The 14,508-nt window shown below is 38.6% G+C and carries 8 protein-coding genes; 4 read left to right on the top strand and 4 right to left on the bottom strand.

Features of this window, described 5'->3' with window-relative positions; all coding sequences use genetic code 11:
• Positions 1 to 2 precede the first annotated feature (2 nt).
• The 4 genes from ASF92_RS09495 to ASF92_RS09480 all read left to right on the top strand — a co-directional run bounded on the left by ASF92_RS09495 (position 3) and on the right by ASF92_RS09480 (position 6,830).
• Complete coding sequence (locus ASF92_RS09495) at positions 3 to 2,573, top strand: zinc-dependent metalloprotease (protein WP_056091546.1); 2,571 nt, start codon at positions 3 to 5, stop codon at positions 2,571 to 2,573.
• A gap of 76 nt (positions 2,574 to 2,649) precedes the next feature.
• The gene (locus ASF92_RS09490) at positions 2,650 to 3,912 is read left to right on the top strand and encodes an amidohydrolase family protein (RefSeq protein WP_197413268.1); all 1,263 of its coding nucleotides are present in this window, start codon (positions 2,650 to 2,652) and stop codon (positions 3,910 to 3,912) included.
• A gap of 120 nt (positions 3,913 to 4,032) precedes the next feature.
• Positions 4,033 to 5,148 (top strand): TlpA disulfide reductase family protein, encoded by a 1,116-nt coding sequence (locus tag ASF92_RS09485; RefSeq protein ID WP_082489518.1) that lies wholly within the window; start codon positions 4,033 to 4,035, stop codon positions 5,146 to 5,148.
• Between the two features lie 356 nt (positions 5,149 to 5,504).
• Positions 5,505 to 6,830, top strand: a complete 1,326-nt coding sequence (locus tag ASF92_RS09480; protein WP_056091538.1) for an alpha/beta fold hydrolase — start codon at positions 5,505 to 5,507, stop codon at positions 6,828 to 6,830.
• A gap of 119 nt (positions 6,831 to 6,949) precedes the next feature.
• On the opposite strand, the gene ASF92_RS09475 is transcribed toward ASF92_RS09480, so the two are convergent.
• From ASF92_RS09475 to ASF92_RS09460, 4 genes are read right to left on the bottom strand one after another with little or no spacing between them, the layout of a single operon-like run.
• Positions 6,950 to 9,649, bottom strand: coding sequence for an outer membrane beta-barrel protein (locus ASF92_RS09475; protein WP_056091534.1), 2,700 nt, complete (start codon positions 9,647 to 9,649; stop codon positions 6,950 to 6,952).
• Between the two features lie 20 nt (positions 9,650 to 9,669).
• The gene (locus ASF92_RS09470) at positions 9,670 to 12,309 is read right to left on the bottom strand and encodes an outer membrane beta-barrel protein (RefSeq protein WP_056091531.1); all 2,640 of its coding nucleotides are present in this window, start codon (positions 12,307 to 12,309) and stop codon (positions 9,670 to 9,672) included.
• On the bottom strand, positions 12,306 to 13,343 hold the full coding sequence (locus ASF92_RS09465; RefSeq protein ID WP_197413267.1) for a FecR family protein: 1,038 nt from the start codon (positions 13,341 to 13,343) through the stop codon (positions 12,306 to 12,308). The genes ASF92_RS09470 and ASF92_RS09465 overlap by 4 nt, the downstream gene beginning before the upstream one ends.
• A 51-nt stretch (positions 13,344 to 13,394) precedes the next feature.
• Positions 13,395 to 14,009, bottom strand: a complete 615-nt coding sequence (locus tag ASF92_RS09460; protein WP_056091523.1) for an RNA polymerase sigma-70 factor — start codon at positions 14,007 to 14,009, stop codon at positions 13,395 to 13,397.
• Positions 14,010 to 14,508 lie beyond the last annotated feature (499 nt).

Below are 14,508 nucleotides of genomic sequence, written 5' to 3'. Positions count from 1 at the left end.
TAATGATATTACATAAATTTTTAAACTCAAACCTAAAACAGGCGGTTCTGGGGCTGGTTTCTCTTTGTTTTTTTGCAGCGATTGCACCCTCATGCAGTGTGTTGAAAAAGAAACCTAAAGCCAAGCCGGTGACTGCTGTAAGTCCGGTTTTACCGCGGCCAAAGACAGATAGCGTAAAAAATGCTATTAAGCCTTACAAGGATATAATCACCGGCAAGGCAGTTAGTCAGCAGGGATTAATGACAGTACATAAAGTAAATGACAAATACTATTTCGAAATTCCCAAAAAGATTCTTAAAAGAGATATTCTGGTCATAACACGCTTAAGTGGCTCAACACCAGGAGCTGGAAATTTTGGTGGAGAAGAAGCTGGCAGAAGGATGATCTATTGGGAACAAGGTCCGGATAATAGACTTTTTCTTAAGGTGTCGGCTTTCGTAAATGTTGCAGACTCCATGGAAACGATATCCAAAGCAGTGGCCAACTCAAATATCAATCCTATAATGGCCTCATTTCCGATTAAAGCGCTTGGAAAGGACTCGGCCTCATTGGTGATAGAGGTAACAGACTTTCTGTTAAGTGAAAGCCCTCTGCTAACCTTGAATCCGGAAAGTAAAAAAAGTTATGGTCTGACCGCTCCGGCGCTTGACAGGTCGTATGTGCAAAGCGTTAAAACATTCCCAATAAATACTGAAATAAGGACCATGCGAACTTATAATGCAGTAGCAGGTAAGCTGCCGGCCATTGTAATGGCTGGAGCAGTTACGCTCGAATTTAATAGCTCGTTTTTATTATTGCCTGAAAAACCAATGCGCAAGCGACTCTATGATCCTAGAGTAGGCTACTTTACCAGTAGTTATAACAAATTTTCCGATAATCAACAATCTGTAGAATCAGAAGATTTTGTGAACCGCTGGCGATTGGAGGTTAAAGATGAGGATATTGAGAATTATAAAAAAGGAGCGTTGGTAGAGCCTAAAAAACAGATTGTTTATTACATTGATCCGGCTACGCCAAAAAAATGGCGTCCATATCTAATTGCCGGGATTAATGATTGGCAGAAAGCTTTTGAACAAGCCGGTTTTAAAAATGCTATAATTGGGAAGGAATGGCCTGAGAATGACTCCTCCATGAGTTTAGAAGATTCTCGGTATTCTGTTTTACGATACTTTGCTTCCTCAAATGCGAACGCCTATGGTCCGAACGTGTCAGACCCGAGAAGTGGTGAGATATTGGAAAGCCATATCGGTTGGTACCATAACGTTATGACACTGGTACATAATTGGTATATGATTCAATGTGGGGCAGTAGATCCTCGTGCCAGAAAAAATGAATTTGATGATGAATTAATGGGACAGCTGATTCGGTTTGTCTCTTCACATGAAGTTGGGCATACCTTAGGCTTAAGGCATAACATGGGGGCGAGTAGTACAGTACCAGTAGAGAAACTTAGAGATAAGGCTTGGGTTGAAGCACATGGACATACACCTTCGATTATGGATTATGCCAGGTTCAACTATGTCGCGCAACCAGAAGATGGTATATCTGAAAAAGGGCTTTTTCCTAGAATTAACGACTACGATAAATGGGCCATCCAGTGGGGCTACAAAGTGATGCCGGATATCTCAGATACAGAAAAGGAAAAAAAGTTATTGAATATAATTACCCGCGATAGTCTAGCCTCGAATAAAAGGCTTTGGTTTTCTGGCGAGGGTAGGGATTTTGATCCGCGCTCACAATCCGAAGATCTGGGTGATGATGCGGTAAAAGCAAGTATATACGGGATAAAAAACCTTAAGCGTATCGTTCCAAATCTTGTTCGGTGGACGAGTGAGGAAGGAAAAGATTATACGCAGCTGAATACAATGTACAGGGCAGCAGTTGGGCAGTTGGGTCGATATGTAGATCATGTAATAAAGAACTTAGGTGGTGTAATGGTTACCGAAAAACTGTCGGATCAGGCTGGAGCGGTTTATAAACCCGTGAGTTTGACAAAGCAGAAGGAAGCAATTAAGTTCTTAAATGAACAGCTGTTTAAAACACCAAAATGGTTGCTTGATAAAAACATCCTCAGTAAAATTGAACCAGGCTATAGTGGTAATTCTGTTCAACGGTTACAACAGAACGCTATAGCTGCAGCAACTTCTCAAAGTAGGTTATATAGGATGATCATTAACCAAAGAGATTATGGGAAAGGTACATACTCTCCTGAACAATGGCTTGGCGATCTTAAGGGAGGTATTTTTACCGAGTTATCAACTGGGGCGCCGGCAGATGAATACCGCAAGACGCTACAGAAAATGTATGTAGGAAGCATCATCACGATGTACAATAAGCGATTTGCTTTACAGGGTTCGGTAGATAATATCATCGCATCAGTTACCCCAACAGACGTACTGCTTTATTCCAATGTTAAAGCTTTGGCCTATGCCCATTTGAGAGCCTTGAGAAAGTATATCAATGCGGGTATTTCCATTACAAAGGACAGGGACACAAGGATACACTTTGAGTATTTGAAGCATATGTTAGATAAAATCATTGAGGAATCTCCCATACCAGGCTTAAATTATTAAAAGTAAAAAATTTTGTTAGTTGATGATGAAACGCAGCTGGTGGATGCCGCTGCGTATTCAATTTAAATTTAATCCAATGAAAACGAAAGTATTAAAGCTTGCAGTAGGGATTCTGATGTGTCTGGGTTTCAGTCTAGAAAAACTTCACGCATTTACTAGACAATCGACTGATACGTCTATGATGGTTTTAAAGAATGTAAATGTTTTAGACTTTAAGCAAGGCAAATTTATTAAGAAAAAAAATGTTGCCGTATCCAATGGGCTTATATTGAGCACCAATTATCCGGCGAGAAAGTTAAAAGGTTTAAAAGTATTGGATCTTTCAGGAAAATACCTTGTCCCAGGTCTAATAGATGCGCATGTACATGTTTCTGCTCTTACAAAAAACAACATTAATACAACTTATAGTCACCTCAATTACTATTTAAAGCATGGGGTCACAACAGTTCGTGATGCCTCAGGAGATGGTGCCGCATTATTGGAAGCGCAGAAAAGTATCAAGAGCGGGAGACAAAAAGGTGCAAATGTTTTTTTTGCTGCAGTTATGGCTGGCGATTGGTATTACAATAGGGGCATTGGCCTGCATAAAAACGAACCCTATCAGCCTTGGCGCCAATTGATAACTGATCAAACTGATCTGGATAGCGCGATGACTGTTGCAAAGTCTTGCGGAGCCACTGGAGTTAAATTGTACCACTCTTTTGATAAGGTGCTTTTAACTAAAGTGGTTAGTGCTGCCAAAAAGCATGGTCTTAAAACATGGGGACATTTAATGATGTACCCTGCAACACCTATTGAGGTTGTTGCCTCAGGAGTTGAAGTGCCATCTCATGTATTCATGTTAGAAAATTTGGTATCAGATGCGGCGTTTCTATTAAGAAAAACCAAAGCTAGCTATAAGGAAGATTTAATTGCCAAATTCGATATCACCGACTTCTGCAACATCATGAAATCTAAAAATGCAATTTTGGATGCAACATTATGTGTATCTGAAGATCGTGATCCCTGGATATTTACGATACTAAAAAAAATACATGAGCAAGGAGTAGAAATAGCTGCAGGCACTGATCAAATTGTCGATCTTAATCGCCCTAATCCAAGGTTATTAGATGAGCTAAGTTCGTTTGTGGATAAGTGTGGCTTCATTAATATTGATGCGATAAAGTCCGCGACCCTTATCAATGCTAAAATTATCGGTGAGGAAAAAAGATTAGGTTCCATTGAAAATGGAAAAGTTGCAGACCTTTTAGTACTCAATGGGAATCCACTGTCAGATATTCGGGAACTTGGCAATATTAAATTGGTTATGCAATCAGGGAAGATAGCCTATTTGTTTTGATCAGTTTTTAATCGCAGGTAGTAGTGCCTGCCTATTTGCAGCTAAATGTTGATTTTGATAATTTTTATAGTTGGATTTGCAGTTCTTTATAAAGCTGCAATCGTTTAATACCCTTAAAAAATGAAAAAAATAAGTTATAAATGGAGAGGATTATTATCGCTCTCGATCCTAACATCAAGTGCCTTACTTTCTGTTTTTCTAATGTCTAACAAGGCAGGCGGATTTATTATAAATGGAAATATCCAGGCGCCGGATGGAACCATAATTAAGATAGCCTATGAATACATGGGCACGAAGACCATAGATTCAGCTGCGATCAATAATAACAAAATGATGCTCAAAGGTAATTTGCCGGAAACGGTTGTTTGTACTTTGAGCAACTCGATTAACCAACAGCAAAAAATAATTGTTTTACAGAATGAAAACGTCAAAGTAACAGGTTCTATATCAAAATTTTATTATGCTGAGGTTAAAGGTGCAGCAGAAAATGAGCTGTTTAGTGCTTTCAAAGAAAAAAACATCAATATTAATGCGGACTATAGAAGGCAGTTGGAAAAGTCAAATGTGGATTTTCATGACAGAAACAGCAATGTATACCTTGAATTCCATCGAAGGGTTGATAGTTTAACATTATCCTTTGTGAAAGCCAATCCCAATACAGTAGCCTCGTCTCTTGCGATCATCAACAGTCATTTGAATAGCACCGATTTTGCAAAAGCCGAAAAATGTTATGGTTTTTTAACCCAAAATGCGAAAAAAGGCTATTATGCCAAGCGAATAAAATCTTTTGTTGATGCTTCAAAAGCTGTAGAAGTTGGAAAACAGGCCTCAAATGTGGTGCTTAAAGATATTGCCGGCAACAAATTTGACCTTAGCCAATACCGGGGAAAATATGTTTTATTAGACTTTTGGGCGAGCTGGTGCGTGCCTTGCCGTGAAGAACATCCGCTGCTCAGAAAATTAAATGCGGAGTTAAAAGGAAAAAATTTGGTGTTTGTAAGTATTTCTATGGATTCAGATCAGAAAAGTTGGCGCAAGGCAGTTGCTGACGATGGTTTAACCTGGATCCAACTAAATGACCCGCTAGCACTAAAAGGTTCGGTGGCTGAAGCTTATGCACTTAAAGCTCTTCCATTCAACTGTATTTTGGATCCACAGGGAAAGATCATTGGCACGAAGCTTAGAGGTGAGGCACTAACCAGCTTTTTAGAGAATCTTTATTTAAAGACTGAATAACTGGTATGCCGTAATGTAGAAAAAAGATTGATAGACATATATTTGGGGGTTCTAAATAGGGTATAGAAATTATTTTTACTGTAATTTAAACAGTTTATGTTGATTTGCTAAACTGAGCGTAAATAAATAACATGAGAATACTGCTGTAGATCATATAAAGTTGTCCTTAAAAAACCTGATTTAACGTTGTGGTTGCTTGATTTAATTCTTACAGAAATTTATATTCTGTTGCATAAGTACTTATTCAAATTTTGGTGTCTTAATAATTATAGCTTACCGATTTCATAGATGACTATTCATTTGAAATTCTAAATTAGGCCATTGTTTTACTTAAGTAGCATTCTCTATTCCCAAAAATGAAGTATAAAGCCCAATTAATATTCCCTCTAATGCTCTCTTTTATTTCGGCTCTATCTTGCTTTGGTCAAGTTTCTACCAGTAATGATCTGAGTATTGTACGGGAAATTCCAATTAAATCTTTTATAGGAAAGCGCTTCAAGGCAGGAGTAGATATCAAAAATATACCAGCTGACAGTATTGGGCTGGCTGGCTTCTTTTTGCTTCAGGTTGGAAAAGGAGATTATGATTTTGTTCCCAAAACGGCGCAGTCGAAACCTGCTGTCAATAAAGATTCAGCCTGGCATCATTATGAGATTACTGGAACGGTAGCTTCAAGTGCACATAAGGTTTGGTTGTATGTTAATACCCGCGGGAATGGAGACTTTTATTATGATAACTTTAGCTTCGAGGTAGAAACAGTTACTGGTTCCTGGAAGAAAGTTGTTATTCCTAATGCTGATTTTGAAGAGTCGCCGCTGCCACTTAAGGGATTCAGGGGGACTGAAAATTTAAAGGAAAAACAAGGCGTAAAAATTGAATCAGCATTGGATAGCGATCGAAATATTCATCATCATTTGCATATACATTCTAGAAATTCGACGATCATTTATCCTTATGGACGGTATAAACTTAAAGGTAAATACATGAATATTGCGGGCGCAAAAATTTATTATGAAACCTATGGATCAGGCGAACCTTTGCTATTGTTACATGGTAACGGCGGATCGATTAGTGATTTTAAGTCGCAGATCACCGACTTTGCTAAACACTTTCAAGTGATCACTGTAGATACCAGGGCGCAGGGAAAAAGTTTGGGGAATATGGCTGAATCCCTTTCGTATGATATTTTTGCGGAAGACATGAAAGCACTTTTAGATTCACTACATCTCAAAGGTGTGAATATTCTAGGTTGGAGCGATGGTGGGAATACCGGTCTTACCCTTGCCATTAAAAATCCTGAATACGTTAAAAGATTGGTCGTGATGGGGGCTAATCTAAATCCTGAAGAATCCTCTGTTAGTCCAAAAATTTTGAAGCAAACTAAAAACGACCTGAATAAACTAAAGACGAAAAACAACCCAGAGGATAAAAATAAAATTCTTCTGCTCGACATGTTACTAAGAGAGCCGCAGATTGATCAAAGATCGCTAAAAAATATTACTGCCAAAACCCTCGTTATGGCGGGTGAGAAAGATATTATTTTGGAGGCGCACACCCGATCTATTGCGCAGGGAATACCCGGAGCGGAATTACATATTCTGCAAGGCGCAACTCATTTTGCTCCACAGGAAAATTCATCAGCTTTCAATAAAATCGTGCTGGATTTTTTGTTGAAGAACTAATCGCCGTTATCCAGCGCAGGTGGTTTTCTTGGGTTTGTAGTGGTTATCCACAAGCGACATGCTTCCCCAGAAGGATACCAAAATTCGTATGAATGATTTTGCGAGAAATCCTTCTTATGTTATTTGATTCGTCCACTTTCATTCTCTAAAGCAGAAGTTCTGGTTCTTGGACCTTTGGAGTTCCCGTTAGAAAATTTGTAACTGAAGCTCAGTTTGAGTTGCCTTGTTTCAAAATAGCTGTAGTTTCGAATCGTAAAATTTCCTACACGTTGAAAGGAATTTCCCTGGCTTCCTTTGAGAATATCGCTATAAACAAGTCTTAAAGTTCCATTCTTTTGCCAGAAACTTCGCTGTAGTCCTAAATCTATCTGACTATTGGGTTCAAAAAACTGATTCGCACCAACAAGGCGTTTAGAATTATAAAATCCCATCACTTCCCCAACAAAACCTTTCGGCAATTGGAATGTCTGCTGCAGACTTAATCTCGCAGCCAATTGTTTAAGGTCTAGTTTTCTTCCATTTCCAAAATCAACATTGTTATTAAGCCGGAAAAGCGTTCCGTTAAAGGTAATGTCCCACCAATCCGAAGGCTTCAATGACTGCGTTAATGTTAGTGCGGCATGCTGTTGATTGCCCAAATTTCGTGGAATCATGACAATTTTTGAAGATCCGATGGTATCAGTTACTTCCACGCTGAAATCATTTGTATAAGTGTAACTCAGCCCGATAATGGTACTTCTATGAACATACTGTATTAGTCCGCGATGGCTAATCTGGGGTTTTAGAAATGGGTTTCCCTGCCAGAAAGAGAGTTCATCTAACAAATAAATAAAAGGGTTCAGGTTTTGGTAAGCTGGCCGGTCTATTCTTTTGGAATAACTAAAAGAAAAGCTATTTGTAGGGGAAGCCGTTAAGCTGGCCGAAAAGAAAGGAAAGAGATTCGTGTAGTTTCGGTTGATGATTTGCTCATTGCCTGAAATTTCGGAAACTTCTTCAAGCCTACCGGTTGAGCGGGAATTTTCAACTCTTAAACCGCCCTGGAGTTGCCATTTCCCAAATGGCTTCTTATAATTAACGTACCCACTGCTGATGTTTTCCTTAAAAGAAAATCTATTCGACCGGGTAGGATCCAGTACTTCAGCCGCTTGCTGTACTTCCAGAAACCTGGAGTCATTTGATGATGACACGGTTGAATATTTTGCTCCTGTCTCCAGTTTTCCTTTCCAAAGATTGGTGGAATAGTCAAGTTTTACCGCGCCCAAAGTTATATCAATTCTGTTTAAAGAGCGGTAAAGATTGTCGCTTGTTATGGTGTTGTCAGCCAGCGTATACCGGTTTGATTGAAGGTTACCTGCCCGTTTAGTAAAACTGCCATAGTCCGCATCTATATTCAGGATTCTGCCCAGTGTATCTTCATATTTATAATTTGCATTTAAATTATAACGCTGGGTACCTTGGGCATAATAGTCGTTTACAGCAGTCAAGGTTTGCTCCACCACTTTCGTCGACTCCAGTCCAATATCGGTTTTGGTATCGGTTATTCCTCCACCAAACAGAAAATTACCATTTAATAATATGCCTACAGTGCTTTTTTTATTAATTATAAAATCTGCACCAACCCTCGATCCAATTTTATTTCTTTTATCAATGTCATCTGTGAAACTGTTAAAAAAATTGCCTTCCTGAATCCGGTCTCCGCCATAGAGATAGGAATAATAACCCAAAAAATGACTGTAGGAGCCATACAGGTTAAACCTATTCTTTCTGTAGTTAACAGAAAGATCCTGGCTATTCCTAAAATAAACGCCATAATTTAAACCTGTAGTCATGCTCATATTCAATCCATCCACAGTAGATTTTAAAGTCTTCACATTGATAATTCCAGCCGTACCTGCTGCATCGTACTTGGCTCCCGGGCTGTTGATGATTTCGATCGATCTGATATTTGAGGAGGACATCGTTTTAAGTAGTTCTGCAACTTCTCCATTAGATAGATAAGTCATCTTTCCATCAATTAGGATCGATGCGCCAGCTTTACCATTCAACGAGATAGAATTATCACTGGCCACGCTAACGCCAGGAGCCCGGGCTAATAATTCAAGCGCATTTGTACCTTGCGCACTAATGCTTTTGGAAACGTTAAAAACAATATTTCCATCATTCATTTCAATGACCCTTTGGTTGCCACTGACCTGTACTGACTTTAGATTTCTGGTTTGAGGTACAAGTCTGATCTTTCCAAAATCTTGTATGCCAGTGGGGTATTTGTCTGCCGGAAACTTTAGAATCAGGTTTTCATATCCCAGGGAAGTCAGCTTCAAAGTGCAACCATCATATTTCTTTAATGGATAAGCAAATTTGAAATTTCCATTTTCGTCTGCAATGGTACCGCTTACCAGCACGCCGGTTTCCAGAAGAGAAACTGTTACAAAAGGAACTGCCTGATCATCGGAATTCATGATTCTACCGGAAATGATCACTTCATTGGCTTTGGATTTTTGCTGCTCCATTTCCCGGCTTCGAATCACGATCAGAGATTCTGAAAGCATTTGAGAAAACAAATTTTTCGATGCCAATACGGTATCAAGTAATTTATTCACACTTAATTTATTCGCATTTATCGATATCAACATCGAATCTGGAACGACTTCATTACTATATACGATCGAATACCCGGTTTGAACCTGTATCTGCTTAAAAAGTTCGATAATTGGCTTTTTCTCCAGCTTAATGGTGACTTGCTGCGCATTCGCTAATGAACTACAAATGATGAACAATACAAGCGTGATTATTGTGTAACGAAATTCTATGCCATTCATATCCAATGCTTTAAATATATTTAGTTACCCATTCGTCTGTTTTCTTCCTTATTGCTTTGCTCGATATTGTTCTGATTGAACTTATTGCCGAGGCTGAAGTTATAGCTGAAGGATAGGCTGATGTTGCGGGTCTGTCGCTTTTGATAAAAATCGATTGTGGTACCGTTGCTGAACGAAAATTCCTTCTCACGGACTGTATTCAATACATCAGACAGATACATGCGCAACACAGCTTTTTCTTTAAGTATTTTTTGTGAGAGCATCAGGTCCAGGTAGAACATATGTCCGAGCCTGGTATTACCGGAAACAGATGGTGATTTATATTCTGAAATGATATCCAGTGTTGGTAATTTTTTGAAGCTTATTGTATGCATAGATTTTGCCGCCAGCGTAATCTTTGAATTGCCTAAGTTATTTATAGAGGTTGAAGCCCGGTAAAGGGATAGACTGTAGTTACTCTGCCAGGACTTTGAAATTCGCGGTGAAGCATTTAAGTTCAACCCGTATTCCCTACCATCTCTAAAATTATATGATTTGTATTCGACTACATTATTGTCTATCGTATTCGCTAATAAAGCAATCAGATTATTCGTTGAAGAGTAGTATAAATCAAAGTTGTAATGGCTCAGGAAATTATAACCCGCCTGAATGTTATGCGAATATTGTGGCAGTAAGTTGGGATTTCCGGTTAAAACCATATAATCGTGAACTTGCAGGCGGTAAGGATTAAGATCATTAAAAGATGGCCGCTGAAGCCTTTTGGAGTAGTTGAGGAAGAGCGATGAACCTTTATCCTCATTTAGAGTTCTCATTAAATAAACTGATGGAAACAGGCTAAAGTATTTTCTTTTAAAAGCATCGCCTGATGTGACTGAAAGTCCGTTAGAAAGGGTTTGCTCAGCTCTTAATCCAATCTTAATGCTGTTTGGGCCAATAGTTTTCTCTAGCGTTGTATAAAGCATGTTCAGCTGTTCTTTATAAAGAAACTGATTGCTGATTAGTGGATTGTTTACCCACAGGCCTTGAATAAAGTTTTCGCTTATGCTCTCATTATCTCGTTCAATAGAACTGTATTTTATTCCGCTTTTCAATTCAGTTTTATTTTCCCAGGTTTTCGTATAATCCATCTGAGCAGCATAGATTCCCGTACTGCTGGGCGTTAAGGTTCTAGACTGCATACTGCTAAATGGATTACTGTAAGTTGCCAGAAGTTTGTTCTGCTCGTTTTTAGAATTTTCGGAATAGTCCCCGATTATTTTTAGCGAGGATCCAAGGGTGTCTATTTTCCATGTGTAGTTGAGTGTGGTGCTGTTGAATCTAATGTTCCTATCCCAATCTGCACGGGCATAGCCATTCCTGGAGGTAAGGTATTGATAAATAATATCTGTCAGAAATAGCTGCGATGGTTGGTTCTTTGAGCCCGTATTTTGGATAGCGATCGCTTGATTTGACGAAATCTCATACGCTGCACTGAAGCGATATTGATATCTTGAGATCTGGTTGTTGCGGCGTGTTTTATTGCTGAAAGTGCTTGCATCAGGGTAAAAAACGGTTTCTTCACCGAATGAAGAATTCCTGTCACTGGTGTAGGAACCATTCGCAGATAGATAAAACCTTTTTACCTTGTAAGCCAAGGAGCTTCCACCGCTTATCAAGGATTGCTTGCCCTGTTTTTGATATCTGCCATTTAATGACCCGTTTATGCCGTCTTTTCTGGATTTTTTCAGTACAATATGAACTATGCCTCCTGTTCCTGCAGCCTCGAACTCCGCTGGGGGATTGTAGATAACTTCAATTTTACTGATGTCTTCAGACCTTAGCGACTTCAGGTATTCCGCCAGGTCATCTTGCGACATACGCTGAACCACATCATTTATCATCACCAATACAGACTGGTTACCTTTGATTCTGATGCTGCCATCCTGGCTGACCCATATTCCCGGAGATTTTTGGAGAACCTCGAAAGCTGATAATCCCTGTGCCAGTGAACCGTTCTCTACGTTAACAATATACCGGTCTGTTTTTCTTTCGATGAGTGGTTTGGCATTAATCACGGTAACGGTCTGCAAAGTTTGTGACTCTTCAGACATCACCAATTTCTTTAAATCAGATGTGTCTGCGATGGTGAAGGAAATTTCAAGCGGCTTATAACCAACTGAAGTCGCTAGTAGCCGGTACCTATCTGCCGGTAAAAAATAATGGTTGAGCTGAAAATGACCATTAGTTTCGCTTACTATTTTTTCAACAATAACAGATGAACGGAGCAAGCTTAAGGACACAAAAGGGATGCCGACTCCATTTTTATCAGATATTATTCCACCGAATGCGAACTTGGAAACACCACCGCTTTTCAGTTGATTATTGCTGTAACCAATAGCAATGAGTTTTTCGGAGATTAAATTGAAAGCCAATTTATGATCTCTAAGAACCTCGCCTAGCACAGTAGAAACAGGTGCTTCTTTTACATTTAGCGATGCTTTCATCGTATCCTTTACAACTTCATCACTATATATGAAACCATAACCGCACTGTTTTTCAATTTGATTAAATAACTCTTTAAGCGGTTTTTGATGTAGTGTTAGCGTCAGTTTTCTTACCTGAGCTGAAATGTTGAAATTTACCATCCACATCAGAACAAGGAGCACCATCGCCTTTCTCATTCCTGTCCCTTAATCACAACCAACCTTTTGTTGATTGTATAGGTAAGTGGGTAGGATAATTTAAGGGAGGTTATCGCCTGTTCTATCGTTTCATTTATAAATATCCCGCTAAAGTGTTTTTCCTTTAGTGCTTCGCTTTGGATATCTATTCTCACATCGTACTTTTTCTCCATTTTACGGGCCAAATCCTTAAGCTTTTCTTTCCTGAAAACGAGGGTGTCCGCAATCCATTTTGTTTCATTTAAAAGTGCAGATGGATTTACTAATTTAAGTTGGAGGTTTTTATTTTTGTCCTTTTGCCATGTGTTATAAACAATTTTTTGATTGGGGTGTAGTAACAAGCTGCTGTTTTTATTCAGCCTGTCACTAATCTGAATGAGACCCCTTAGCAGTGCAACTTCGATATCTTTGTTGCCCTTTTCAGCTTTAACATTAAATGCGGTGCCTTTTACCTCAATATCAATATTTCCGGCATGCACATAAAGGGGAATACGGTTATTTTTGACTACGTCAAAATAGGCTTCCCCTTCAATGGTTATTTCCCGTGCATCCACCCCAAAGCCTTTATTGTAATTCAAGGTTGAATGTTTGTTTAACCAGACTTTGGTGCCATCGTCCAGCATTTTAAAGGTTTTTACCTCCCTGGTCGTTAACTGTTCAAATTCATGCGAAGTTTCCATTTTAGAAAGCTTGTAGAGCAGCAGACCTCCGCAAGAGATGACAATCAAAGCTGCTGCGGCCTTAATCCAAATCGGTGAGCTAATAGAACCTTTATATTCGGAATAGTTGTATTTGCCACTAAGATGTCCATTTTGATTGCCATCAATCATGGTCCAGACTTGGTTTAATTGGTGTTGACTATCCGAATTATTGGGTATATTTTGTTTACCCAGGTAGTTTTCCAGGTGACCTGCTAATTCGCTGTAATGTTCATCTTCAATGACCGTTTTGTTCAGCAGATTTAGATCATTGGCGTCGATTTCACCCGAAATTTTTTTTGAGAATAATTTAATGAATTTTTGTCTGTTCATCATTCCACGCATTTACATTAAAGACAGTTTTAATTTAAGAACTACTCACTACCGTTATAAAAAAAAAGACAGAATCCATTGCGAAGTAACGCCACGCCTTTTCTTATACTGAGGGTGGTAACCTAAATATAAACTAAGCGTATCAGCTAAAGATTTGACAGCTTTATAGAGCTGGTTTTCGACCGTTCTGACTGAAATTCCCATAATCTCTGCCACTGCCTTGCTTTTTAATCCATCTTCTTTAATCAGGATGAAAATAATTCGGCGTTGCTCAGGAAGCGCCGCAACCGCTTTATTAAGCATTGTATGCAATTCCTCATCAGCCATATCTGAAATCTGTTGATTTATGGATTCTTCAGCAGATGACCATGGACTGAATACCAATTTTCTTTTTTTTTCAGATCTGATCAAATTGAGACAGGCATTTTTAATCGAGATGAACAGATATATCTCCGGATGAATCACCTTTGACAGGTTGTGCCGTTTTAACCATAGTTTTATGAAAAGTTCTGACGTTATTTCTTCTGCGCTTTCCAAGCTATTAAGATATTGCCTGGCCAGGGAAAGAAGCTTATGGTGATATAGCATAAAAAGCTCATTGAAAGCTACTTTGCTTCCTTGCTCAATATCTGCAAACAACGCTAAAATTTTCAATTCTTTCTCTGACATCAATAGGCAGTCTCTTGTGGTTTGTATGCTTTTTGATAGTAAAGGCACCGATGCTTCAAGATATACTTATTCGAATGAAAAATAAATTATTTTGGGAAAAAACAAGTAAGAAGCAATTATTTATTAATAAAATAAAATTGGGTTATAAACATTAAATGAAGCCCGGGAAGCGAATCGTCATAAATTGGTTTTTCAAATCAGGTCTATCAGCAAAAGAATTAAAATCTTAATGCTGACCAAATACCTGGGTTCAGGCATGGACATAACTGTTTTCTTATTTCATGTTCTTTTAAGCTGTGCTTTAAATGCTATTTATATTATCAGTCGACCGGTTTTTAAGTTTAAAATGTCTATTTGCAGGTATTTTATTTTGTAAAAGCAGTATAATTCTGACCAAACAATCCATTAAAATAACGGGTTTTTTAATACAGAAAGAATTATTCACCTTAAGAATAATGAAATGGAGAATAGCAGGAAATACATCAAGGCTAATCATGAG

Source organism: Pedobacter sp. Leaf176, from assembly GCF_001424305.1.
Lineage (GTDB): Bacteria > Bacteroidota > Bacteroidia > Sphingobacteriales > Sphingobacteriaceae > Pedobacter.
This window is presented reverse-complemented; position numbering and strand designations above follow the sequence as displayed.

Coding starts and splice junctions, on each gene's coding strand:
- ASF92_RS09495 (WP_056091546.1), top strand. CDS start 3: ATGATATTACATAAATTTTTAAACTCAAACCTAAAACAGGCGGTTCTG.
- ASF92_RS09490 (WP_197413268.1), top strand. CDS start 2,650: ATGAAAACGAAAGTATTAAAGCTTGCAGTAGGGATTCTGATGTGTCTG.
- ASF92_RS09485 (WP_082489518.1), top strand. CDS start 4,033: ATGAAAAAAATAAGTTATAAATGGAGAGGATTATTATCGCTCTCGATC.
- ASF92_RS09480 (WP_056091538.1), top strand. CDS start 5,505: ATGAAGTATAAAGCCCAATTAATATTCCCTCTAATGCTCTCTTTTATT.
- ASF92_RS09475 (WP_056091534.1), bottom strand. CDS start 9,649: ATGAATGGCATAGAATTTCGTTACACAATAATCACGCTTGTATTGTTC.
- ASF92_RS09470 (WP_056091531.1), bottom strand. CDS start 12,309: ATGAGAAAGGCGATGGTGCTCCTTGTTCTGATGTGGATGGTAAATTTC.
- ASF92_RS09465 (WP_197413267.1), bottom strand. CDS start 13,343: ATGATGAACAGACAAAAATTCATTAAATTATTCTCAAAAAAAATTTCG.
- ASF92_RS09460 (WP_056091523.1), bottom strand. CDS start 14,009: ATGTCAGAGAAAGAATTGAAAATTTTAGCGTTGTTTGCAGATATTGAG.